Source organism: Roseobacter sinensis, assembly GCF_025755255.1.
GTDB classification, from domain to species: domain Bacteria; phylum Pseudomonadota; class Alphaproteobacteria; order Rhodobacterales; family Rhodobacteraceae; genus Roseobacter; species Roseobacter sinensis.
This window is the reverse complement of sequence record NZ_JALIEB010000004.1, coordinates 356875-378606: the sequence shown is the minus strand read 5'-3', so window position 1 is coordinate 378606 and position 21732 is coordinate 356875. Positions and strand designations below refer to the sequence as shown.

Annotated in this window: 26 protein-coding genes and 1 tRNA gene; 9 read left to right on the top strand and 18 right to left on the bottom strand. The window is 62.0% G+C overall.

Going from position 1 to position 21732, the window contains the following annotated elements:
- Positions 1-94: 94 nt before the first annotated feature.
- From MUB52_RS09245 to MUB52_RS09215, 7 genes are all read right to left on the bottom strand, one after another.
- Positions 95-385, bottom strand: a complete 291-nt coding sequence (locus MUB52_RS09245; protein ID WP_263843917.1) for a hypothetical protein — start codon at positions 383-385, stop codon at positions 95-97.
- 6 nt (positions 386-391) lie between these two features.
- Positions 392-1090: a 50S ribosomal protein L1 gene (gene rplA, locus MUB52_RS09240; protein ID WP_263843916.1), complete on the bottom strand. Its 699-nt coding sequence runs from the start codon at positions 1088-1090 to the stop codon at positions 392-394.
- A 1-nt stretch (position 1091) separates the two neighbouring features.
- Positions 1092-1517, bottom strand: a complete 426-nt coding sequence (gene rplK / locus MUB52_RS09235) for a 50S ribosomal protein L11 (protein ID WP_263843915.1) — start codon at positions 1515-1517, stop codon at positions 1092-1094.
- 124 nt (positions 1518-1641) lie between these two features.
- Positions 1642-2175: a transcription termination/antitermination protein NusG gene (gene nusG, locus MUB52_RS09230; RefSeq protein WP_263843914.1), complete on the bottom strand. Its 534-nt coding sequence runs from the start codon at positions 2173-2175 to the stop codon at positions 1642-1644.
- Positions 2176-2382: 207 nt separating this feature from the next.
- Positions 2383-2580 (bottom strand): preprotein translocase subunit SecE, encoded by a 198-nt coding sequence (gene secE / locus MUB52_RS09225; RefSeq protein ID WP_263843913.1) that lies wholly within the window; start codon positions 2578-2580, stop codon positions 2383-2385.
- A gap of 113 nt (positions 2581-2693) precedes the next feature.
- Positions 2694-2769 (bottom strand) — tRNA-Trp (locus MUB52_RS09220).
- 78 nt (positions 2770-2847) lie between these two features.
- Positions 2848-3504, bottom strand: coding sequence for a CatB-related O-acetyltransferase (locus MUB52_RS09215; protein ID WP_263843912.1), 657 nt, complete (start codon positions 3502-3504; stop codon positions 2848-2850).
- 234 nt (positions 3505-3738) lie between these two features.
- Here MUB52_RS09215 and MUB52_RS09210 point away from each other — a divergent pair, with 234 nt between their 5' ends.
- Complete coding sequence (locus MUB52_RS09210) at positions 3739-3888, top strand: hypothetical protein (protein ID WP_263843911.1); 150 nt, start codon at positions 3739-3741, stop codon at positions 3886-3888.
- A gap of 241 nt (positions 3889-4129) precedes the next feature.
- On the opposite strand, the gene tuf is transcribed toward MUB52_RS09210, so the two are convergent.
- Together tuf and MUB52_RS09200 are read right to left on the bottom strand one after the other, a co-directional pair.
- Positions 4130-5305 (bottom strand): elongation factor Tu, encoded by a 1176-nt coding sequence (gene tuf / locus MUB52_RS09205; protein ID WP_263843596.1) that lies wholly within the window; start codon positions 5303-5305, stop codon positions 4130-4132.
- A gap of 109 nt (positions 5306-5414) precedes the next feature.
- On the bottom strand, positions 5415-5945 hold the full coding sequence (locus MUB52_RS09200; RefSeq protein ID WP_263843910.1) for a hypothetical protein: 531 nt from the start codon (positions 5943-5945) through the stop codon (positions 5415-5417).
- A 191-nt stretch (positions 5946-6136) separates the two neighbouring features.
- Here MUB52_RS09200 and MUB52_RS09195 point away from each other — a divergent pair, with 191 nt between their 5' ends.
- On the top strand, positions 6137-7513 hold the full coding sequence (locus tag MUB52_RS09195) for a cytochrome P450 (RefSeq protein WP_263843909.1): 1377 nt from the start codon (positions 6137-6139) through the stop codon (positions 7511-7513).
- On the opposite strand, the gene parC is transcribed toward MUB52_RS09195, so the two are convergent.
- Positions 7510-9813 (bottom strand): DNA topoisomerase IV subunit A, encoded by a 2304-nt coding sequence (parC, locus tag MUB52_RS09190; protein WP_263843908.1) that lies wholly within the window; start codon positions 9811-9813, stop codon positions 7510-7512. The two genes, MUB52_RS09195 and parC, sit on opposite strands and share 4 nt — an antisense overlap.
- Before the next feature lie 181 nt (positions 9814-9994).
- Between parC and MUB52_RS09185 the strand changes: the two genes are divergently transcribed.
- The 6 genes from MUB52_RS09185 (at position 9995) to MUB52_RS09160 (ending at position 14397) form a co-directional block, all read left to right on the top strand.
- Positions 9995-10612 (top strand): SH3 domain-containing protein, encoded by a 618-nt coding sequence (locus MUB52_RS09185; protein ID WP_263843907.1) that lies wholly within the window; start codon positions 9995-9997, stop codon positions 10610-10612.
- A gap of 57 nt (positions 10613-10669) precedes the next feature.
- Positions 10670-11500 (top strand): SDR family NAD(P)-dependent oxidoreductase, encoded by an 831-nt coding sequence (locus MUB52_RS09180; protein ID WP_263843932.1) that lies wholly within the window; start codon positions 10670-10672, stop codon positions 11498-11500.
- An 80-nt stretch (positions 11501-11580) separates the two neighbouring features.
- Positions 11581-11784, top strand: coding sequence for a twin transmembrane helix small protein (locus MUB52_RS09175; protein ID WP_263843906.1), 204 nt, complete (start codon positions 11581-11583; stop codon positions 11782-11784).
- 5 nt (positions 11785-11789) lie between these two features.
- Positions 11790-12362 (top strand): cob(I)yrinic acid a,c-diamide adenosyltransferase, encoded by a 573-nt coding sequence (locus tag MUB52_RS09170; protein ID WP_263843905.1) that lies wholly within the window; start codon positions 11790-11792, stop codon positions 12360-12362.
- 350 nt (positions 12363-12712) lie between these two features.
- Complete coding sequence (locus MUB52_RS09165) at positions 12713-13471, top strand: electron transfer flavoprotein subunit beta/FixA family protein (protein WP_263843904.1); 759 nt, start codon at positions 12713-12715, stop codon at positions 13469-13471.
- Positions 13471-14397: an electron transfer flavoprotein subunit alpha/FixB family protein gene (locus MUB52_RS09160; protein WP_263843903.1), complete on the top strand. Its 927-nt coding sequence runs from the start codon at positions 13471-13473 to the stop codon at positions 14395-14397. Before MUB52_RS09165 ends, MUB52_RS09160 begins: the two co-directional genes overlap by 1 nt.
- 57 nt (positions 14398-14454) lie before the next feature.
- On the opposite strand, the gene MUB52_RS09155 is transcribed toward MUB52_RS09160, so the two are convergent.
- The gene (locus MUB52_RS09155; protein WP_263843902.1) at positions 14455-15291 is read right to left on the bottom strand and encodes a DUF6473 family protein; all 837 of its coding nucleotides are present in this window, start codon (positions 15289-15291) and stop codon (positions 14455-14457) included.
- Between the two features lie 157 nt (positions 15292-15448).
- Between MUB52_RS09155 and MUB52_RS09150 the strand changes: the two genes are divergently transcribed.
- A complete protein-coding gene (locus MUB52_RS09150; RefSeq protein WP_263843901.1) occupies positions 15449-16324 on the top strand; it encodes a 3-hydroxybutyryl-CoA dehydrogenase in 876 nt (291 codons plus the stop codon).
- Between the two features lie 3 nt (positions 16325-16327).
- Here the strand turns inward: MUB52_RS09150 and MUB52_RS09145 are convergent, their stop codons facing one another.
- Genes MUB52_RS09145 through MUB52_RS09115 form a run of 7 tightly spaced genes read right to left on the bottom strand, consistent with a single transcriptional unit; the run spans position 16328 to position 21712 of the window.
- Positions 16328-17209, bottom strand: coding sequence for a lysophospholipid acyltransferase family protein (locus MUB52_RS09145; RefSeq protein WP_263843900.1), 882 nt, complete (start codon positions 17207-17209; stop codon positions 16328-16330).
- Between the two features lie 43 nt (positions 17210-17252).
- Entirely contained in the window at positions 17253-17522 is a 270-nt protein-coding gene (locus MUB52_RS09140; protein WP_263843899.1) for an HPr family phosphocarrier protein, read from the bottom strand.
- A gap of 7 nt (positions 17523-17529) precedes the next feature.
- Entirely contained in the window at positions 17530-17931 is a 402-nt protein-coding gene (locus tag MUB52_RS09135) for a PTS sugar transporter subunit IIA (protein ID WP_263843931.1), read from the bottom strand.
- Positions 17932-17936: 5 nt separating this feature from the next.
- The gene (gene rapZ / locus MUB52_RS09130) at positions 17937-18824 is read right to left on the bottom strand and encodes an RNase adapter RapZ (RefSeq protein ID WP_263843898.1); all 888 of its coding nucleotides are present in this window, start codon (positions 18822-18824) and stop codon (positions 17937-17939) included.
- Positions 18821-19237 (bottom strand): HPr kinase/phosphorylase, encoded by a 417-nt coding sequence (locus MUB52_RS09125; protein WP_263843897.1) that lies wholly within the window; start codon positions 19235-19237, stop codon positions 18821-18823. The genes rapZ and MUB52_RS09125 overlap by 4 nt, the downstream gene beginning before the upstream one ends.
- Before the next feature lie 43 nt (positions 19238-19280).
- Positions 19281-21002, bottom strand: a complete 1722-nt coding sequence (locus MUB52_RS09120) for a sensor histidine kinase (RefSeq protein ID WP_263843896.1) — start codon at positions 21000-21002, stop codon at positions 19281-19283.
- Positions 21003-21010: 8 nt separating this feature from the next.
- Positions 21011-21712 carry a response regulator transcription factor gene (locus tag MUB52_RS09115; RefSeq protein ID WP_263843895.1) on the bottom strand — a complete coding sequence of 234 codons (702 nt, stop codon included), beginning with the start codon at positions 21710-21712 and terminating at the stop codon, positions 21011-21013.
- Positions 21713-21732 lie beyond the last annotated feature (20 nt).

Sequence of the window (21732 nt, the reverse complement as noted above, 5' to 3'; positions counted from 1 at the left end):
TAGATCGCTCATATCACCATTCGATTTTCGACCGATGAATCATGCCACTCAAAGGAAATCAATGGGTCCTGACCCTAAGATGGCTGTAGGCGAACTAACTGCGCGCAAATACACTTAAAGTCTTTATCAGCGTAGCTGCAGCGAAAGCTAACTTCGTCCCACGACTTGTCAAATGCCGGGCTGATCTTGGCTGCGCCATGAACGAACGGCAGCGATCTCCGCCGCCGCGTGGCGTAATGGCCAGAGCTTCTTCAGCAATTTTGTCCTGCGAGCGCATGCAGCGAGAAAATGCAATGGCCAGGTCGGGCTCAAAGCTGACTTCGACGATCATAACCAGAACAAAAAAAAAGCGTCCCAAAGGGACGCCTTTAATCAATCTTGCCAAGCGCGACTACTCGGTCACAGCATTATCCACGGAGACGGACACGCCCGGGCCCATTGTAGAACTCAGCGCGATTTTCTTCATGTAGGCGCCTTTGGCACCGGTCGGCTTGGCCTTGGCCACAGCACCCACGAAAGCGCGGATGTTTTCGACCAGCTTGGCTTCGTCGAATGACAGTTTACCAACGCCCGCGTGCACGACGCCGCCTTTTTCGGCCTTGAACTGCACTTCACCACCTTTGGCGGCTTTCACGGCCGCTTCGACGTCCATGGTCACGGTGCCGACCTTGGGGTTCGGCATCAGGTTACGGGGGCCGAGCACCTTACCCAGACGGCCCACGATGGGCATCATGTCGGGCGTGGCGATGCAGCGGTCGAACTCGATCTTTCCGCTTTGTACGGTTTCCATCAGGTCCTCGGCGCCGACGATATCAGCACCGGCCTTCTCGGCTTCTTCCGCTTTCGGGCCGCGGGCGAAAACAGCCACGCGGACCGATTTGCCGGTGCCATTCGGAAGGCCAACCACACCGCGGACCATCTGGTCTGCGTGGCGCGGATCAACACCGAGGTTCATCGCGATCTCGACGGTCTCGTCGAACTTGACGTTCGAGTTGCCCTTGATCAGCGCGACGGCCTCTTCGACGGTCACATTCTCTTTGCCAGCGAAAGCCTCACGCGCGGCGCGGGTTCTCTTTCCAAGCTTTGCCATCTTACTTCACCTCGATGCCCATGGAGCGGGCAGAGCCCAGGATGATCTGCATCGCCGCCTCAACGGAATTGGCGTTGAGATCCTTCATCTTCGCCTCGGCGATCTCGCGCACCTGCTTGGTGGTCACGTGACCCACAACCTCGCGCGAAGGCATCTTGGCTCCGGACTTCAGCTTGGCCGCTTTCTTCAGGTAATACGACGCCGGCGGCGTCTTTATGTCCATGGTGAAGGACTTGTCCTGATAGTAGGTGATCACCGTGGGGCACGGCGCGCCGGGCTCCATGTCTGCCGTCTTGGCGTTGAATGCCTTGCAGAATTCCATGATGTTGATGCCGCGCTGACCGAGCGCCGGACCAACCGGCGGGGACGGGTTCGCTTGACCGGCGGGGACCTGAAGCTTCATGGTCCCGGCAAGTTTCTTGGCCATTGGCCTTCTCCTTTTCCAACCCCTCTCCGGCGCGCCGGTTTGGGCTTTCGGCGGGGAAACCCGCCGTTGTTGTCGTGGTCCGGTCCGGGTGCCGCGGCCCCCTCGCCTCCCACGTTTGACGCACTCAGGTCTGTTTGTTGACCTGGGTGAATTCCAGCTCGACCGGGGTTTCCCGGCCAAAGATCGACACCGACACCTTCAGGCGCTGGTTCTCGTCGTCGACCTCTTCGATCATGCCGTCGAAGTCCTCGAACGGACCGTCGGCCACCTTGACCTTCTCGCCCACCTCGAAGTGGATGAGCGTGCGCGGGGCTTCTTCGCCTTCCTGAACCCGGTTCAGGATCGCATTCACTTCCGCATCGCGCATCGGCATCGGGCGGCCTTGCGGGCCCAGAAAGCCAGTCACGCGGTTGATCGAGTTGATCAGGTGATAGCCCTGGTCCGACATCTCCATGTGCACGAGCACATAGCCGGGCATGAAGCGCCGCTCTGTCGTGACCTTCTTGCCGCGGCGCACTTCGATCACCTCTTCGGTCGGAACCAGCACCTCGTCGATCTGCTCTTCGAGGCCCTGTTCACTGACCGAGGTCCGGATTTGCTCTGCGATCTTCTTTTCGAAGTTCGACAGGACACTGACCGAATACCATCGCTTTGCCATCTGATCCTTCGTTCCTGTCTTGCACCGCGCCCCCGAAGGAGCCTGAATTTCACTGATTTTCAGGCGCCTGGCCTGCTGATCCGGAACAAAAAATCGGCGCACAACTCGAATCGCCGTACGCCCCTGCTCTGGTCAGGTGTGCGGGATACTCCGCAAGAGCCAATGTTTCAAGGGGGCTGATGTGTTTTTTGGCCGATGCCGCGGGGGTCAGCCGAAGACGTTCAGAACGGCCTGCAGGCCCCACCTGATGATGATGTCGACCGTCGCGAAGAAGACCGCCGTCAGGGCGGCAAGGATAAAGACCATGACCGTCGTCAACATCACCTCACGGCGGGTCGGCCAGACAACCTTGGCCACCTCGGCACGGACTTGCTGAATGAACTGAAGCGGATTGGTCGTGGCCATCGAGCGTCTCACTATGCGTCTTGTTGCGTCGACATAACGAGACCGCCCATCAAATTCAAGGGCCAGAGCCCATCGGTCCGTCCGCGCGCCATGCGTTCAAGCGGGTCTGTAAGTGGCAGGGGCTGAGGGACTCGAACCCACGACCCTCGGTTTTGGAGACCGATGCTCTACCAACTGAGCTAAACCCCTATGCCGGACTTTGGCCTAGTCGGAAACGCGTTCGGGTTCAAGAGGGATCGCAATGCGCCGCTGAAAAAGGCGGCGCGCCTACGCGGCGACAGCCTCCAACGCTGTGATATCGGCGCCCACGATCAGCGCCTCATGCTCCAAGATGTTCTCTATGGGCCAGTCCCACCAGGCGACCTGGAGCAGACGCTCCACGACCTCGGGCGCGAACCGGCTGCGGATCACGCGACCGGGGTTGCCGACGACGACGCTGTAATCGGCGATCTCGCCCCCCACGACGGCACCCGATCCGATAATCACACCGCTGCCGAGCCGCGCGCCCGGCAGCACCCGCGCCTCCGCACCGATCCAGACATCATGCCCGATGATCGTGTCCCGCCCCCTTGGAAGCGTGTCGGTATAGCCCGAAAACCGCTCTGGATCGTGGATCGCGAATGGGAAGGTCGAAATGCCCCTCATGTCGTGATTGGCGTCGTGCGTGATGAAGCGGACGCCATGCGCGATCTGGCCGAACTTGCCGATGATCAGCCGATCACGAGAGTTCGGAAAGAGGTAAGGAGCGAGCCTGCTGGCCCAATCCGAAGGCGCCGCAGGTGGATCGAAATCATTTGCGTAGGTGTAGTCCCCAACTTCGATACGCGGATGATCGATCACCGCCTTGAGAAAGACGTTGTTGGGCAAGCTGGTGCCATCGGGAAACCGCACCGGATGCACTGTATCGGGGGATGGAAACTTCATCGAAACTCTCCACACTCGGACGCCTCGCCGCTCTTCTACCGGACACGCGACGAAAGAGAATGAACAATTTTCAATAAATCTGGGGAAGTGTGATCCGCTTCACTGAAGAGGGGGATGTTTCGGGTCAGAAAGAGCCCAGTCGGTGTGTTGAGTGATGTTGTGATTGGTAGCTGCCGGGATTTTTAGCACAGGCCGGACTCATTACCGGCACCTTCTATTTTTGGGACCAGAACCATGCATATGAAATTCATCTCGTTCATCGCCGGAGCTGCGATCATCCTTGCGGGATGCGCCAGCCAAGCGACCTATCCGCTGACCGGTGCTGCGGCGGAGGATGGCGATCCGGTCTACGTCATGACGGCGCCGCGGGTCGCACAGTATTGAGCTAGCGGGCGTCCGATGCCGGACATCATCGGACCCTGGTGTTGCGCTCTTCCTCGGGGGCGTTGCACAAAAAAAGAGCCACCAGTCTGCTGGTGGCTCTTTTCCTTTTTTTGGGGGGGCCGGGTGTGGCTCGCGCCCCTTTGGAGTGGCTTTCAGTCCTTGTTAACGAAAGTGACCACAGATTTGCTGCGACCTCTCGCAATGCTGAACCGCGCGCGGGGCTGTTGCCCCGCGCCCCGGGTTACTCGGTGATCTTGGACACGACGCCTGCGCCGACGGTGCGGCCGCCTTCGCGGATCGCGAAGCGCAGGCCCTGTTCCATCGCGATCGGCGCGATCAGCTCGACGCCGAAGGCCACGTTGTCGCCCGGCATCACCATCTCCGTGCCCTCGTTCAGCTGAACCGTGCCGGTCACATCCGTCGTGCGGAAGTAGAACTGCGGGCGGTAGTTCGCGAAGAACGGCGTGTGGCGGCCACCCTCATCCTTGGTCAGGATGTAGGCCTCGGCCTCGAACTTGGTGTGCGGCGTCACGCTCCCTGGCTTGCAGAGCACCTGACCACGCTCCACGCCGTCGCGGTCGATGCCGCGCAGCAGGGCGCCGATGTTGTCGCCCGCTTCGCCACGGTCCAGCAGCTTGCGGAACATCTCGACACCGGTGCAGGTCGTTTTCTGGGTGTCGCGAATGCCGACGATCTCGATCTCGTCGCCCACGTTGATCACGCCCCGCTCGACACGCCCCGTCACCACGGTACCGCGGCCGGAGATCGAGAACACGTCCTCGACCGGCATCAGGAAGGGCTGGTCCACCGCGCGCTCGGGCGTCGGGATCCACTCGTCGACAGCCGCCATCAGCTTGCGGATCGATTCCTCGCCGATCTCGGGATTGTTGCCTTCCATCGCCGCCAGCGCCGAGCCGGGGATCACGGGAATGTCGTCGCCGGGGTACTCGTAGGAGCTGAGCAGCTCGCGGATCTCCATCTCGACGAGCTCGAGCAGCTCTTCGTCATCCACCTGGTCGACCTTGTTCATGTAGACAACCATCGTCGGGATGCCCACCTGGCGGCCCAGCAGGATGTGCTCGCGCGTCTGCGGCATCGGGCCGTCGGCCGCGTTCACCACCAGGATCGCGCCGTCCATCTGCGCCGCACCGGTGATCATGTTCTTGACGTAGTCCGCGTGGCCGGGGCAGTCGACATGTGCGTAGTGGCGCGCGTCGGTCTCATATTCCACATGCGCGGTCGAAATGGTGATGCCGCGCGCCTTCTCTTCCGGTGCACCGTCGATCTGGTCATAGGCCTTGAAGTCGCCGAAATACTTCGTGATCGCCGCCGTCAGCGTCGTCTTCCCGTGGTCAACGTGACCAATCGTGCCAATGTTTACGTGCGGTTTCGTACGTTCAAACTTTGCCTTTGCCATGGTGAGAGGCGCCCTTTTTGCTTGCAGGGGGTCGTGACGGACCCATTCTTCATATGGCGCGCGATGTATTGCGAAGCCGCGGGAAAATCAAGCACTACCGCAGGCTGGGCTAGCCTGCCTCGGCAACGGCACTTTCTTCGACACCTTGCGGAGCGTCCGGAGCGGCGACGCCGGGCCCCTCTTCGAACCAGCCCTCTTCCGCATTCTTTTCGACGAGGTAGTCCTCGATGGCCTGCGCGACGTTGCGCGAGAGGTTCAAAAGCTGGGTCTCGGCAGACTGGCTCCACCCGGTCCCAACGATGCTGGCGCCGTCCAATGTCTCGAGCACAGTGAGCTGTTCCGGTTCCTCATTGAGTTTGACGCCGCGCGCGTCATCCCAAACGGTCAGCCGGATGATCATCGCGGACTTCGGCGCCGCGACGACCGGCACCCCGCGTTTGGCGAGCACATAGCCTTCGATGCTGACACCGAAGTGATAGTCCTTCGCCCCCTCATAGCGGTCGAACCGCTCTGCAATCGCGCTCTGCAGCGCGTTGGTCAACTGCTCTTTCGAGACTTCGCGGCTCACGGTTGCGGTCGTCTGGACCTTAGGCGCCACCACGACGTTGTGCCCAAGGCTGAAGTCTCCGAGCGGAACCATGGGGGCATCCAGATCCCGCGCCCCTGTGCATGCAGCGAGCGATATGCTCGCCAAGAGGAGAGTTAATCGCCTGATCATTCTTCGCCCCGTTGGTGTTCTTGTTGTCATATGCCTAGCCGATGGGGCCTGCGCGCGCAATCCGCAGGGGGTCTAGCCGTGGAACACCGCGCATCCGGCCCTATCTTTGGAGCATGGGACATCACCCGCCTTGGACAATCAACGACCGGCGCCTGCCGGTCCGCGTGCCCCTGACGCATGAGAAGCTGGGCGTTTTGCGCAGCTTCAACATGATGCGCGAGAACGTCCTGAACATCATCCCTGAGATTGCCACCCGGCAAGCCGTTGTCTCCGGCCGGACCGCACGGCGCTGGCACATGATCATGCACCCGCCGTCGATCCGGCAGATGCTTCTGGACCGGGTCGAAGACTACCCGAAATCGGTGGTGACCAAGAACCTGCTGCGCCCCGCGGTGGGCGACTCGCTGTTCATCGCCGAGGGCCAGCACTGGCGCTGGCAGCGGCGGCTTGCGGCACCCGCCTTCTCGCATCGCAACGTGCGCAACCTCGCGCCGGTGATGACCGCCGCCGCCGAGCGCAGCGCCGAGCGGATCGCAGATGCCGGACGGCGTGCAGTGAACCTGCTCGATGAGATGATCGCAGCCACCTTCGACGTGATCTCGGAAGTGACCTTCAGCGACGACGGCAGCTTCGATCGCGGCGACATCCACCGCGCCATCGAAGACTATGTGGCCGATGCCGGGCGGGTGTCGCTGCTCGACGTTCTGGGCGCGCCCGACTGGCTGCCCCGGCCTGCGCGCGTGTTCTCGGCGCAATCCATGGCCGAGATGCGCCGGAGTGCGGATGCGGCCATAGATGCGCGCGCCGCCCGAGGGCCGGGCCCCGTGCCCGACTTTCTCGACCTGCTGCTCGCGGGCGAAGATCCGAAGAGCAAGCGCAAGCTGACCACGAGCGAGCTCCGCGACAATCTGTTGACCTTCATCGTCGCCGGCCACGAAACGACCGCGCTGTCGCTGGCCTGGTCTTTCTACCTCTGCGCCTTTGACCCGGAGGTTCAGGAGCGCGCGCGCGCCGAGGCGCACTCCGTCCTGCAGGGCCGCGCGGCGACCGGCGATGATATCGATCAACTGCCGTTCATCCGCCAGATCATCGACGAGGCGCTGCGGCTCTATCCGCCCGCCGGGGTGGTGTCGCGCACGGCGCAGAAGGCCGACAATCTGCACGGCGCAGACATCCGGCCCGGCGATACGGTGATGATCCCGATCTATGCGCTCGGTCGGCACAAGCAGCTGTGGGAGGATCCCGACACATTCAATCCCGACCGCTTTGCCGATCGCAAGGCCATTGACCGCTATGCCTATCTGCCCTTCGGGGATGGCCCACGCATCTGCATCGGCGCGTCGTTTGCCTTGCAGGAAGCCGTGATCATCCTCGCCACCCTGCTGTCGCGGTTCCGCTTCACCCCGGTGGCCGGCCGAGACCCCAAGCCCGTGATGATCCTGACCCTGCGGCCAGAGGGCGGTGTCTGGCTGATGGCCGAGCCGGTCTAAGTAAACTTGTTGTCGCGTGGGAACCCGCGGGGGGCCATGCGCCCGGCACTGGCCCGCTTGCCTGTCCACTCCGCGAGTTCGGTTTCGGTGCGCGTGCGCCCTGCCGGGTCGAGCCAGCTCAGCCCCTCGTCCTGCGTGAATGTGGTGGCGTCCGACAGGCCGCCGTCCTTGTAGCGCTGCAAGCGGACGCCTTTGCCGCGGCCCATCTCGGGCAATTCGTCGAGCCCAAAGACCAGCACCTTGCGGTTCTCACCTACCACGGCCACGCTGTCACCCGCCACCGGCTTGCACACACACGCGCGGCTTTCGCCGCGCACGTTCAGCACCTGCTTGCCTGACCGGGTTTGCGCGACCACGTCATCCTCGGGCACGATGAATCCATCCCCGGCACTGGACGCGACCAGCAGTTTGCGCCCGGGCTGATGGCTGAAAATCGTCACGATTTCAGCCTCATTCGGCAGGTCGACCATCAGGCGCAGCGGCTCGCCCATGCCGCGCCCGCCCGGCAGATTGGATGCCGAGACGGTGTAAAACCGGCCGTTCGCGCCAAAGACCAAAAGCCGATCCGTCGTCTCCGCATGGAAGATGAACCGCGGGCCGTCGCCATCCTTGAACTTGAGCTCGCGCGTCAGATCGATATGCCCGGTCATCGCGCGGACCCAGCCCATCTGCGAACAGACCACGGTGATCGGTTCGCGGTCGATCATCGCCTCGATCGGGACCTCTTCGATCTCGGCGGCTTCTTCGATCAGCGTGCGCCGCGCGCCGCCCTCATAGTCCTTGCCGAATTGTTTGCGGGTCTCGCGCAGCTGGGTGGTGATCGTCTCCCACTGCAGGTTTGGGTTTTCCAGAAGGTCTTCCAGATGCGCGCGCTCCTCCATCAGCTCGGATTGCTCGCGCATGAGCTCGATCTCTTCGAGGCGGCGCAAAGACCGCAGGCGCATGTTCAGGATCGCCTCGGCCTGTACCTCGCTCAGCTGGCCTTCGCCCGGCGCAGGAGAAACATAGTCGGCCTCGTCCTTCGCCCGGACATGCGTCTTGCCCCAATCCTCGCGCATCAGCGCCGCCTTGGGGTCGTCGTCATAGCGGATGATGTCGATCACGCGATCGAGATTCAGGAACGCGATGATGAAGCCTTCGAGCACCTCCAGCCGGTGGTCGATCTTCTCCAGCCGGTGGCGCGAGCGGCGCAGCAACACGTCCTGACGGTGGTCGAGGAAGGCGCGCAGCACCTCCTTCATCGAGCAGACCTTGGGTGTGACCCCGTCGATCAGCACGTTCATGTTCAGCGAAAAGCGCACCTCCAGATCGCAGTTGCGAAAGAGCATGCCCATCAGCACCTCCGCATCCACGTTCTTGGAGCGGGGTTCCAGGATCATGCGTATATCGTCAGCGGATTCATCGCGCACATCGGCAAGGATCGGGATCTTCTTGGTCTGAATGAGCTCCGCGATCTTCTCGATCAGCTTCGACTTCTGAACCTGATAGGGGATCTCGGTGACCACGATCTGCCACTGGCCTCGGCCCAGATCCTCGACCTCCCACTTGCACCGCAGCCGAAAGGAGCCGCGCCCGGTACGGTACGCGGCCGCGATGTTCTGCGGCGGCTCCACCAGCACGCCGCCGGTCGGGAAGTCCGGGCCGGGGACATACTTCAGAAGCGTATCATCACGCGCATCGGGGGTCTTGATCAGATGAATGCAGGCATCGCAGAGCTCCGCGATGTTATGCGGCGGAATATTCGTCGCCATACCGACCGCGATGCCACTCGATCCGTTGGCCAGAAGGTTGGGAAACTGCGCAGGCAGCACCACGGGTTCGGTCAGCGTGCCGTCGTAGTTCTCGCGGAAATCGACGGCGTTTTCGTTCAGCCCCTCCAGCATCGCCTCGGCGACAGCGGTCATCCGCGCCTCGGTGTAGCGGCTGGCGGCCGGGTTATCGCCGTCGATGTTGCCGAAGTTCCCTTGCCCGTCGACCAGCGGGTAACGCACGTTGAAATCCTGGGCAAGCCGGGCCATCGCGTCGTAAATCGCCGCGTCCCCGTGCGGATGGTAGTTCCCCATCACATCGCCCGAGATCTTCGCCGATTTGCGGAAACCGCCCGTCGAGCTCAGCCGCAGCTCGCGCATGGCATAGAGAATGCGCCGGTGCACGGGTTTCAGCCCGTCACGTGCATCGGGCAGCGCGCGGTGCATGATCGTGCTGAGCGCATAGGTCAGATAGCGCTCGCCAAGTGCCCGGCGCAGCGGCTCGGACAGATCGGCGGGCGGCATATCGGGAGTGTCGAGATCGTCGGCCATTACGGCTGTGTAGCCTCAGCCGTGCGGTCGAACAAGCGCCATGTGGCACCGCCATGACCGCCGATTGAAGATGGCTCGGACGCCGCGCCTGTAAGCCGCGTTGAAACCATTTTTGCGTAGGACGGACCCAAAGGCCGTCGAAATGTGTTAGACTACCACAGCGCGTAACGAGGATTTTGATATGAAGCGATTCATTTTATTCAGTTTTGCATTCCTGGGGCTCGCATTCTACGAGCTCAGCGGCGGCTCCGATTTTGACCCGGTGACCGCGCGGAATGACGCGGTATTGGCGCGGAGCGGCGTCGATCTGACTGCAGAGCCTTCGGCCGACCAGTCCGGTGATACAGTGCAGCTGGCGCAGGCCGATGCTGTACCCGAAGTGACCCGCGTGTCGCTGAACCTGACCGCGCTCGGCGATGTGTTGGAGCGTGAGAGCGCGCCTGCGCGGACCACGGAGCCCCTGCCAACACCTGAACCGAACGCCGCCTCGGTGACATCGGTCACCTTCAGCCGCGACAACGATGTCGTGCTGCCCAGCCTGATCTTTCCCGGCACCACCGCCCGCGCGTCCTCCGATGCGGTGGGTGCAGCGGCAGACCCGCGCGATCTGAGATCGGTCACCGCGGACCGGGTCAACATGCGCGGCGGGCCGGGCACGGCGTTTGATGTGGTCACACAGCTGGACCGCAACACGAAAGTCGAGGTCTTGCAGGACGACGGTTCGGGCTGGGTCAGGCTGCGCCCGCTGGATGGCGGCCCCGAGGGCTGGATCGCCGATTTCCTGCTGACCCGCGGATAGGCTTGCGCGCCCTACCGCAACTTGCCAATGCTGGCAAAGGCAGATGCGGGGCAGGTCATGGCACAGAAGTCGATCCTCATCACCGGATGTTCGTCTGGCATCGGGTATTGTGCGGCCGTCGGCATGCGCGCGCAGGGCTGGCGGGTCTTTGCCGCCTGCCGCAAGCCAGAGGACTGCGAACGGCTGAAGGGCGAAGGATTCGAGAGCCCGCATATCGACTACACGGATGAAGCGACCATCGAAGCCGCGCTGGCCGAGGTGCTTGCAGCCACAGGCGGAACGCTGGATGCGCTCTTCAACAATGGCGCGCACGGAACCCCCGGCGCTGTGGAAGACCTGCCCACGGACGCGTTGCGCGCCATTTTCGAGGCGAACTTCTTCGGCTGGCATCACCTGACGCGCGCCGTGATCCCGGTGATGCGCAAGCAGGGGCATGGGAGGATCATCCAGTGCTCTTCGGTTCTGGGCTTCGTCACCATGCCCTGGCGCGGCGCTTACAACGCCACGAAATTTGCGCTCGAAGGGCTGACCGATACCTTGCGGGTCGAGATGCGCGACACCCCCATCCACGTCAGCCTGATCGAGCCCGGACCGGTGACGTCGAACATCCGGCAGAATGCGATCCCGCATTTCGAGCGCTGGATCGACTGGCGTAATTCGGTTCGTTGTGCGCAATACGAAACGGGCCTGATCAAGCGCCTTTACGAAGAGAGAGGACCGGACCGCTTCGAACTCCCCGCGACCGCCGTACTGGAGAAGCTGATCCATGCCTGCGAAGCGCCGCGACCGCAGGCGAGGTACTATGTGACGACGCCGACGCATATCATGGGCACCCTGCGCCGCATCCTGCCGACACGCGCGCTCGACTGGGTGCTGTCGAGGGGGTAATCCGCAGGCAACCGGAAAACCGGTTCGCTTTTTCTGCCTATGCCCCTACATGTGCGGCTGACAAAGAAAAGGAACATGCCGTGGGTGACCCCTTACTCGTCTTGATCATTCTCGCTTGTGTCGCTGTCGTCGTGGTGCTGATGCTTGGCCTGGGCGGATTTGCGGGCGGCGGCGACTTCAACAAGAAGAATTCCAACAAGCTGATGCGCTACCGGATCGCGGCACAGTTCGTAGCGGTCGTGCTGATCGTCATCTATGTCTACCTGCGGCAAACGGGGAGCTGAGCCTTATGGTCGTCCTGAACAAGATCTACACCAAGACCGGCGATGCGGGTGAGACCGCCTTGGGCAATGGCGCGCGGGTCGCGAAACATGCGGTGCGTGTCTCGGCCTACGGCACATCGGACGAGTTGAACTCCTTCGTGGGTGTGGCCCGGCTCGAGGCCACTGGGGCCGTGGACGAAGCGCTCAGCCGTATCCAGAACGATCTCTTCGATCTCGGTGCCGATCTCTGCCGCCCCGATATGGAACAGGACGCCGAGGCCGAATACCCGCCGTTGCGCATGGTGGACGCGCAGGTCTCGCGTCTGGAGAGCGAGATCGATGTGATGAATGCCGAACTCGACCCGCTGCGCAGCTTCATCCTGCCGGGTGGATCCGCGCTCGCCGCGCATCTGCACGTCTGCCGCACTGTCTCGCGCCGGGCCGAGAGGCTCTGCGTTGAACTCGCCACGATGGAAGCGATCAACCCCGCGGCGGTGAAATACCTCAATCGCTTGAGTGATTGGTTCTTCGTGGCGGCCCGCATGGCCAACAACGGCGGAAAAGACGACGTGTTGTGGGTTCCGGGCGCAAACCGCTGAAAGCGGCGGCGCATCCAGTGGATGTGTCGGCGACCGGACGGGCGGAGCCCCGGCACGGCACGGCGGGCGCGAACCGCTGAAAGCGGCGGCGCATCCGGTGGATGTGTCCGAACCCCGGTTCACCGCCGCGTTTTTCGACCACATGACCGCCCGGTTCTATTTCGCACCCATGGCGCGGACGATCGGAAATTTTTGCTCTGATCGGTGAAAATCAAAGAAAACGCGGCGTTCCTGCGCACCGGCGTGACGATTTTACACTGTTTCATGCGCCCCAGCTTGGGTAAACCACCGCTCAGACAACGAAAGGCTCACGGGGAGTGTGAGTCGCTTATCCAAGGAGAGATGCGCCCATGAAGGTTCTTGTGCCTGTCAAACGCGTGATCGACTACAACGTGAAGGTGCGCGTGAAAGCGGACGGATCGGGGGTTGATCTTGCCAATGTGAAAATGTCGATGAACCCGTTTGACGAGATTTCCGTCGAGCAGGCCATCCGCCTGAAGGAAGCCGGGCAAGCGGATGAAGTTGTCGTGGTTTCCATCGGCGTGAAACAGAGCCAGGAAACCCTGCGCACAGCGCTGGCGATGGGCGCAGACCGGGCCATTCTTGTTGTGGCCGCCGACGACGTGCATCAGGACATCGAACCGCTCAGTGTGGCGAAGATTCTCAAGGCCGTTGTCGACGAAGAGCAGCCGGGCCTCGTGCTCTGCGGAAAGCAGGCCATCGACAACGACATGAACGCCACCGGCCAGATGCTCGCCGCACTGATGGGGTGGAGCCAGGCGACATTCGCATCCGATATCGCCATCGAAGGCGACAAGGCGGTTGTCACCCGCGAAGTCGACGGGGGGCTGCAAACGATCAAAGTGTCGATGCCCACCGTGATCACCGTGGACCTGCGCCTCAACGAACCGCGCTATGCCTCGCTGCCGAACATCATGAAGGCGAAGAAGAAGCCTTTGGATGAAAAGACCGCAGCGGATTATGGCGTCGATGTGACCCCGCGTCTGGAAATCGTGAAGACCGTTGAGCCGGAGGCGCGCGCCGCAGGTATCAAGGTGGGCTCGGTCGATGAGCTTGTGTCGAAACTCAAAGAAGCGGGGGCTGTGTAATGGCTGTTCTACTCCTTGCCGAAGTAACCGATGGTGAGCTGTCGATGGACGCCACCTCCAAGGCCGTGACCGCGGCCAAGATGCTCGGTGATGTGACCGTGCTGGCTGCAGGCGGTTCTGCCGCTGCGGCGGGCGAAGCGGCTGCCAAGATCGACGGCGTCAGCAAGGTTCTGGTCGCGGAAGATGCGATGCTGGGGCACCGACTGGCGGAGTCCACGGCAGCTCTGATCGTCTCGCTCTCCGGAGACTATGAGCACATCGTCGCACCGGCCACGACAGATGCCAAGAACGTCATGCCGCGGGTCGCGGCTCTGCTGGATGTGATGGTGATTTCCGATGCCTCCGGCGTGGTCGACGGCAACACTTTCGAGCGCCCGATCTATGCGGGCAACGCCGTCCAGACGGTGAAATCCGCTGACGCCAAGAAAGTCGTGACCTTCCGGACATCGACCTTCGATGCGGCGGGCGAAGGCGCGGCGGCCCCGATCGAGACCATCTCGGCAGCAGACAACCCCGGCCTCAGCGAATGGGTCGAGGACAAGGTTGCCGAAAGCGACCGGCCCGAGCTCACCTCGGCGGGTGTCGTCGTGTCCGGCGGGCGCGGTGTGGGGTCGGAGGATGACTTCGCGCTCATCGAGAAGCTCGCCGACAAGCTGGGCGCAGCCGTTGGCGCGTCGCGCGCCGCGGTCGACTCGGGCTATGCGCCCAACGACTGGCAGGTGGGTCAGACCGGGAAGGTTGTGGCACCCGATCTCTATGTGGCCGTCGGGATCTCTGGCGCGATCCAGCACCTCGCGGGGATGAAGGACAGCAAGATCATCGTTGCGATCAACAAGGACGAAGAGGCGCCCATCTTTCAGGTGGCCGACTATGGGCTTGTGGCAGATCTCTTCACCGCCGTGCCGGAGTTGATAGAGAAGCTCTGAGCAGCGGAAGACACCGCATTTTGACAGGGGCCGTGCGTCGTCGAGCGCGGCCCCTTCTCATACCAGATCCTGCAGGACCGGGCCCAGAGCCTGCGCCAGTTCGCCATGCGCTTTGGGGCCCAGCATCTCGGCCGCGGCCATCGCCTCCAACTGGCTGAACACCATACCCTCGGTCCCCGCGGCCATGGCCTCGGGCGTGACGACCACTTCCGCGTAGGCCGCCACCTCGGGCATGAGATCGTTCAGCATCTCACGGGTGACGAACAGGGGTGACTTGCCGGTTGCGGGGTCAATGGTGTCGTCGACCTCCGGCAGGGGCGCGTGATCGGCAAACCAGACCAGCACCGCCTTGCCGTTGATCTTCCGCAACAGCAGCTTCATCCGGGCCAGCCATGCGGTCTGAACCTCGTTGCGAACCGCGGCAAACCGCTCGGCCGACACATTGTAGAGCCGGCTGAGCATGTGCTTGTTGAAGTGGAATTCAGCAAAGTCGACTTCGGGATAGATCGAGTGCAGCAGCGAGGACGCCTTCACGAAGCGGTCGTTGCGGCGCGGGTGCACGGTGTAGAAGCGATTCGACAGGTTCTGCGCGCCAAAGATCTGAACCACCGTCACCTCGGCCCGACAGCAGGCGTCTTTCAGAACGGCGTCATTCAGCAACACGTCGATGCCGGCGTTTGCGATCCCGAAGTTGACGCAATTTACGCCCAGGCCACTCTCGACCAGCGCTGGATAGGGAGTCTTTATGAATTTTCCGTAGGTTGCGGTGCCGCCGAGGAATGCGACATAGGGCGCATCGAGCCGCCGCTCGGGCCCCCGGAACAGCAGCTTTGACGTGCCATACCGGCACGGCATGTAGTCGAGGGCCCCCGCCCCCAGTACCTCATAGGTCATAGAACCCACCTTGTTAAACTCACCCGATATGGAGTTTGCCTTGCGGGTCCTTAGATTCCCTTAAACCTTCATTTTGTCCCGTATTTTAAACACCGGATGGCCTTGCGGCGGCCCCATGCGGCACCCTAAGGTGCCTCAAATCGAAAAGGGGCGGCCGATGGACATCAAGGCAATCGGGATTGTGGGCGCGGGGCAGATGGGCAACGGGATCGCGCATGTGATGTCGCTTGCGGGGTACGACGTGCTGCTGAATGACATCAGCGAAGACGCGCTGAGCGCCGCAGTCGAGCTGATGTCGAAGAACATGGCGCGGCAGGTCAGCCGCGGGAAGATCACTGACGCCGATCAGGAGGCGGCGCTGGCGCGGATCAAGACCACACAGACGCTGACCGACCTTGGCCAGACCGATCTGATCATCGAAGCGGCGACGGAACGGGAATCCGTAAAGCAGGCGATTTTCGAAGACCTGGTTCCCCATCTGCAGCCACATACGATCCTCACATCGAACACCTCCTCCATCTCGATCACCCGGCTCGCGAGCCGGACCGACCGACCCGAGAAATTCATGGGCTTCCACTTCATGAACCCTGTGCCCGTCATGCAGCTGGTGGAGCTGATCCGCGGGATCGCGACGGACGAAGCCACCTATGCCGCCTGCAAGCAGGTCGTGGATCGGCTGGGCAAGACAGCCGCCTCGGCCGAGGACTTCCCGGCCTTCATCGTGAACCGTATCCTGATGCCGATGATCAACGAGGCCGTCTATACGCTTTACGAGGGCGTCGGCAGCGTGCAATCTATCGACAGCTCCATGAAGCTGGGGGCGAACCACCCGATGGGGCCGCTGGAGCTTGCGGACTTCATCGGGCTCGACACCTGTCTTGCCATCATGAACGTGCTGCACGACGGATTGGCAGATACAAAATACCGCCCCTGCCCGCTGCTCACGAAGTATGTCGAGGCGGGCTGGCTGGGCCGCAAGACGCAGCGGGGCTTTTACGACTACCGCGGCGAGAACCCGGTTCCGACGCGCTGAGACCTAATCGGTGAGAGACAGCGTGTGGTCCCGCAGCCAGGCCATGAAGCCGCGTGGGTCATCATCCCATTTGCGCAAATCGTCCTGATCGAGCGGGTGGCCGACAATCGGGGCCTGTGACTTGTTCAGCGAATGCACAATCTCGTGCAGCAGCAACCCCTGCCGCAGGATCGGCGAGAGCTTGTTGGCGATCTGGTAGGCGCGGGAGTTTTGGCCCGGAAACTTGATCGGCAGCACGGTGGCGCCAGAGCGGCGGATGAGCTTCGCGGTAAAGACATTCCATTCGCCCTCGACAGCCGGGCCGAAGAACGTCTCCGACGCCGCAACACCGCCGGACGGAAAGAGCGCAACCACGCCGCCGTCCTTGAGGTGCTGCATGGCCTTGGCGCGCATCTCGACCCCCTTGCGCTGCGCGGCGGGGTCGTGCGGGAAGGGCACCGGGATCATGTAAGACCCCGCGACCTCGTCGATGACGGTCAGCAGAGAGCGCGTGAGGATACGATAGTCGGGCCGCACGCGCCCGATTAGATCCGCAAAGATCATCCCATCGACCATCCCATGCGGGTGGTTCGAGACCACGATCACCGGGCCAGTCTTCGGAATGCGAGCAAGCTGATGCTCGGGGGTCAGCAGGTCGATGCCCATCACGTCCAGAGCCGCTCGCCAGAAGGCCTGACCCTGTGGCGCGCCACGCCGCTCGAACTCCCGGACCAGGCGCAGGATGGTGAGCTTGCCGGTCAGAGCCTCGATGATCCTGATCGCCGTTGACTTCCAGGGATCTTCGAAGGTCGAGGCGTAGGAAAGGCTGCGACGGTCATATTTGGTGAAATTGACCGGCTTTGCGACGCCTGTGGGTACGTCAATGTCTTGTGAGCTCTCTACCAAGACCTGTTATCCCGTTCTGCAGCTCTCTGGCCGCTTCGTTTTTCTACTGACCTTCGCCGAATTTGTCGGCCACAAGAACCGTCAGCGCCTCGGCGAGCGCGTCCGCGTCTGGCCCCGAAGTCCGTATGTCAATAAAGCTTCCCTTGGACGCTGCCAACATCAAAAGTCCCATGATACTGTCACCGGAGGCGGATTGCCCGTCTTTCAAAACCTCGACACATGCATCGAACCCCTCCACAACCTCGACCAATTTGGCCGACGCGCGGGCGTGCAGCCCCTTCTCGTTCACGATTTCAAGTCTGCATTCAGTCATGGGTATTTCAGCTGTCCTGTTCCGGGCTGACGTTTTGGCTGTCGATATACTTTTTTCCGGCCTCAAGCGCCAATCGCACCGCGTCCGGAACCGGTTTCTGACGGCTTTTCGCCAGTTTGATCAGCATCGGCAGATTTGCACCATAAACGATCCGGCGGTTGCCGGGCCGGCAGGCCAGAAGGCTGAGGTTCGACGGCGATCCGCCATAGAGGTCGGTCACGACCACCACGCCACCACCGGTGTCGACCGCGTCGGCAGCCTCGCAGATCTCGCGCTCCTTGGCGGTCCGGTCGTGGTCTGCCTCGATCGAAATCGCCCGGATCCCCGGCTGTGTGCCAACCACATGTTCAACGGCAGCCAGATACTCTTTGGCCAACCCACCATGGGCCACAATCACGATACCGATCACCAGGCTCAAGCCTCTTCTTTTTTGCGCAGGTCCAACTCGCGGTGTCTTATAGACACTTGCCAGCCCGCCTCCGCAAGGCGCAAAGCATGCCTTTCGGCCATCACGACGGAGCGATGCTTGCCACCGGTACACCCAAAGGCGATTGACAGATACGACTTTCCCTCATCGCGATAAGCGGGCAGCAGGAGCAGGCTGAGAGACAGCACCTGCTGCTCGAAGTCGGCGAAGCGCGGATCGGCTGTGACATGGTCAGCGACAGGCTGCGACGTACCATCCAGATTGCGCAGATCGGGCACCCAGTAGGGGTTCGACAGAAAGCGGCAGTCGAACACCATGTCGACGCTGCGGGGCAGGCCTCGCTTGTACGAGAACGACTGAACCGAAACCGTCAGCCGCCGCTGACCACCCGGAGCGAACCAATGTTCGACTTCGGCCCGCAGTTGGTGGACGTTCAGATCGGTGGTGTCGATCAGCACGTCTGCGCGGGCGCGCAGGGGCCCAAGCATGTCGAGTTCCCGGATTATTCCTTCGGAGGGTCGGTCGTCCGGCGCCAGCGGATGCCGGCGGCGCGTTTCCGAAAACCGCCGGAGCAGCACATCGGTGCTGCAATCCAGGTACAGCAGTTCGGGCGCCAATCCCGACACGCCGGTCAGGCGCCCGAGAAGGTCGATGATCGCATTCGTCGAGAAATCCCGGTTGCGCGGATCGATTCCCAGCGCCAGAGGACGATCCGAATGCGGCCCGTCCAGCAGGGCAGGCAGTAATCGAAGCGGCAGATTGTCGACCGCCTCGAACCCTGCATCTTCCAGCACGTTCAGCGCACTCGACCGGCCCGCGCCCGAAGGTCCGGTGACAAATACGATCCTGCGTGCCGTGGGTTCGGGGTCGGTCATGACGGGTCTCTTCTGCCCGCCTTTAGATATTGCAAAACGGCCGCGGGGAAACCGGGGCTGTCCACTTTGTGAAGACAGGGCAGCGCTATCCCGGCGATCTTATGTTCACGCACTGGGGGCAGCCGGTCATTTTCGAGATGATCCATGTCAATCACCAGGCAAAGCTCTGCTCGCGGAGCGAAGTCGGCATTCAGCAGGCCAACGCCTCGCGCCTCGATCAGACCCGCAATTGCGTCTGGTGCGCTCGCCCAGAGCGCACTGCCTTCTCGGGTGACCTGGGTGCGGTCGTCGGCCACGAGTTCGGCGCCAAACGCCATCAATTGCAGAGCGAGCGAGGATTTCCCCTGACCTGCTGCACCGATGATCAGAGCTGCACGTCCGTTATGGGCCACCGTGCTCGCATGCAGGATCATGTTCTCCGGCCCCGCGCAACCCTCGGCGTGCCCCCATCATCACTCAAATCGGCAGGCCAACCACAAATCGCGCGCCCAGCGGGTCGGAGGTGATGTCGGCCTCGGTTGGCCGAATGTTCTCCGCCCAGATGACACCGCCATGCGCCTCGACAATCTGCTTCGAGATCGCCAGCCCGAGGCCTGAGTTGTTACCGAAATGCTCGTCCGGCCGTTGCGAGTAAAAACGCTTGAAAATCTTCGACAAGGCCTGATCCGGAATACCGGGGCCGGTGTCTTCGACCACGATCAGCACGCGATTGTCCTTCTTGCGCGCCCAGATGCGGATGGCATCACCATCTTCACAAAAGGAAATCGCGTTGGTGATCAGATTGACGAAAACCTGCGCGAGCCGCGCCTCAAGCCCATGCACGGTGATCGGCGTCTTTGGCAGATCCGTGATGAACTCGATACCCTTCGCGCGGGCCTCCTCGCCGAGATATTGGCTGAGATTGGTCAAGGTCGTCAGCACATTGAAAGGCTCTTCTTCCTCTTTCACCAGCTCGCTGTCCAGCCTGGACGCATTCGAGATGTCGCTGACAAGCCGGTCGAGACGTCGGACGTCGTGGTCGATCACGTCGAGCAGCTTTTCACGCTGATCCTCGCGCGTCACCATCCGCAGCGTTCCCACGGCGGAGCGCAGCGACGCGAGGGGATTCTTGATCTCATGAGCAACATCTGCGGCGAATTGTTCGTTCCCGTCGATCCGGTTGTAAAGCGCAGATATCATACCGCGCAGCGCGCTGCTCAATCGCCCGATCTCGTCCGGTCGCGCCGTCAGATCCGGGATGCGGATCCGACCGGAGTTCATCTTGCGCGCATTCCTGTCCCGTCCGAGCTCCGCAGCGGCAGAGAGTTCGGCGAGGGGGGTGGCGATGGTCGAAGCCAGCACGAGGCTCAGACCGACCGAGACAAGAATGGCGATAACGAACATCTGCAAAACACGCTCGTGGCCGATCCGGACAAGGTGGTCAATTTCTCCGGCCGCGGTTGCGACCGCAACGACACCGATGGCTTCCCCATTCTGCACAACCGGTGTGATGACAGTGAAGAGCTTGCCACCTGCGATGTCCAACTCGTTGCGGATTTGCGTCCCCTCGGTGAGACCATCTCCGATCATCGGTTTGAGCTTTTCGCTCAGGGGTGTCGGGTCGACCGCGCGCGGCTCCGAAAAAGGGATGGATACGGTTGACCAGAGCCAGCTCAGACCATCGGTCAGGTAGGTCTTGTCCCCGAACCCACCGTCGGACTGTCGGGTCGGAAGCTGACCTTCGATGTTGGCGATGAGACGTTCGGAGCGGTCATAGATAAAGACTTCAACGCCGTTGCGCAGATCGAGACCCGCGAGTGTCGCCGCAACATCGGGCCCCTCGCCAGCGGCGAGACTCACAGGCGCCGTAGCGGGAAGCTGCGCTTCGATCACATCGGCAATCAGCTCGGCTTCGGACAAGAGCGACGTTGCGCGCTGTAGCGCAAGGCTGTCGCGGGAAGAATTGAGATTCAGGATCCCGGTCACAAGCACGCAGAGCGCTATGACATTGAATGTGATGATCTTTCTGGTAATCGGCGACGCGCGCAGAGACATCAACCCGCGGCGTTCGCGGGGGGCAGGCGCTTCCGTGTCTGCAGTGCTGTCGTGCGCGACCCCGTCTTCGCCCAGAGCGACGTCGCCGTCGCTATTGGGCGGAGGCGTAATATCGCGCACAAAGGTCCTATCGGCCAGGGCCATCTCAACGATTAGTCTTCGTTGTATCTGTAGCCGATCCCATAGAGGGTCTCAATTGCCGAAAACTCTTCATCGGCCGTGCGCATCTTCTTGCGAAGGCGCTTGATATGGCTGTCGATGGTCCGATCGTCCACGTAAACTTGGTCGTCATAGGCGACGTCCATCAGCTGGTCGCGCGACTTGACGAAGCCGGGACGCTGCGCCAGAGCCTGCAACAGCAGGAACTCGGTCACCGTCAGAGACACGTCCTTGCCCTTCCAACTCACCGCGTGACGCAGCGGATCCATGCGCAGATCGCCCCGCTCCATCACCTTGGTCTCTTCACCGTCTGAGGTCACATCGCCCGCGACGGCATCCTGTCGCCGCAGAAGAGCACGAATACGCTCGACCAGGAGGCGCTGCGAGAACGGCTTCTTGACGTAGTCGTCTGCGCCCATCCGCAGACCGAGCACCTCGTCAATCTCATCGTCCTTGGAGGTCAGGAAAATCACCGGCATTGCCGTTTTCTGACGCAGGCGCTGCAGCAGATCCATCCCATCCATCCGCGGCATCTTGATATCCAGCACCGCCATATCCGGCAGCTTCTTGTTGAACGCATCCAACGCGGCTTGCCCGTCGTTATACGTCTCGACCTCGAAGCCTTCGGCTTCGAGCGTCATCGACACCGATGTCAGAATGTTCCGGTCGTCATCCACCAGTGCAATTTTTGACATGACCCGTTTCCTTGTACTGC

Excerpts from the sequence above, each read along its gene's own strand:
- MUB52_RS09155 (WP_263843902.1), bottom strand. The coding sequence starts at position 15,291 with ATGACCTATGAGGTACTGGGGGCGGGGGCCCTCGACTACATGCCGTGC.
- MUB52_RS09170 (WP_263843905.1), top strand. The coding sequence starts at position 11,790 with ATGGTCGTCCTGAACAAGATCTACACCAAGACCGGCGATGCGGGTGAG.
- MUB52_RS09195 (WP_263843909.1), top strand. The coding sequence starts at position 6,137 with ATGGGACATCACCCGCCTTGGACAATCAACGACCGGCGCCTGCCGGTC.
- MUB52_RS09215 (WP_263843912.1), bottom strand. The coding sequence starts at position 3,504 with ATGAAGTTTCCATCCCCCGATACAGTGCATCCGGTGCGGTTTCCCGAT.
- tuf (WP_263843596.1), bottom strand. The coding sequence starts at position 5,305 with ATGGCAAAGGCAAAGTTTGAACGTACGAAACCGCACGTAAACATTGGC.
- MUB52_RS09150 (WP_263843901.1), top strand. The coding sequence starts at position 15,449 with ATGGACATCAAGGCAATCGGGATTGTGGGCGCGGGGCAGATGGGCAAC.
- nusG (WP_263843914.1), bottom strand. The coding sequence starts at position 2,175 with ATGGCAAAGCGATGGTATTCGGTCAGTGTCCTGTCGAACTTCGAAAAG.
- MUB52_RS09120 (WP_263843896.1), bottom strand. The coding sequence starts at position 21,002 with ATGGCCCTGGCCGATAGGACCTTTGTGCGCGATATTACGCCTCCGCCC.
- MUB52_RS09125 (WP_263843897.1), bottom strand. The coding sequence starts at position 19,237 with ATGATCCTGCATGCGAGCACGGTGGCCCATAACGGACGTGCAGCTCTG.
- MUB52_RS09185 (WP_263843907.1), top strand. The coding sequence starts at position 9,995 with ATGAAGCGATTCATTTTATTCAGTTTTGCATTCCTGGGGCTCGCATTC.
- rplK (WP_263843915.1), bottom strand. The coding sequence starts at position 1,517 with ATGGCCAAGAAACTTGCCGGGACCATGAAGCTTCAGGTCCCCGCCGGT.
- MUB52_RS09140 (WP_263843899.1), bottom strand. The coding sequence starts at position 17,522 with ATGACTGAATGCAGACTTGAAATCGTGAACGAGAAGGGGCTGCACGCC.
- MUB52_RS09200 (WP_263843910.1), bottom strand. The coding sequence starts at position 5,945 with ATGGTTCCGCTCGGAGACTTCAGCCTTGGGCACAACGTCGTGGTGGCG.
- MUB52_RS09160 (WP_263843903.1), top strand. The coding sequence starts at position 13,471 with ATGGCTGTTCTACTCCTTGCCGAAGTAACCGATGGTGAGCTGTCGATG.
- MUB52_RS09165 (WP_263843904.1), top strand. The coding sequence starts at position 12,713 with ATGAAGGTTCTTGTGCCTGTCAAACGCGTGATCGACTACAACGTGAAG.
- rapZ (WP_263843898.1), bottom strand. The coding sequence starts at position 18,824 with ATGACCGACCCCGAACCCACGGCACGCAGGATCGTATTTGTCACCGGA.
- MUB52_RS09115 (WP_263843895.1), bottom strand. The coding sequence starts at position 21,712 with ATGTCAAAAATTGCACTGGTGGATGACGACCGGAACATTCTGACATCG.
- secE (WP_263843913.1), bottom strand. The coding sequence starts at position 2,580 with ATGGCCACGACCAATCCGCTTCAGTTCATTCAGCAAGTCCGTGCCGAG.
- parC (WP_263843908.1), bottom strand. The coding sequence starts at position 9,813 with ATGGCCGACGATCTCGACACTCCCGATATGCCGCCCGCCGATCTGTCC.
- MUB52_RS09210 (WP_263843911.1), top strand. The coding sequence starts at position 3,739 with ATGCATATGAAATTCATCTCGTTCATCGCCGGAGCTGCGATCATCCTT.
- rplA (WP_263843916.1), bottom strand. The coding sequence starts at position 1,090 with ATGGCAAAGCTTGGAAAGAGAACCCGCGCCGCGCGTGAGGCTTTCGCT.
- MUB52_RS09180 (WP_263843932.1), top strand. The coding sequence starts at position 10,670 with ATGGCACAGAAGTCGATCCTCATCACCGGATGTTCGTCTGGCATCGGG.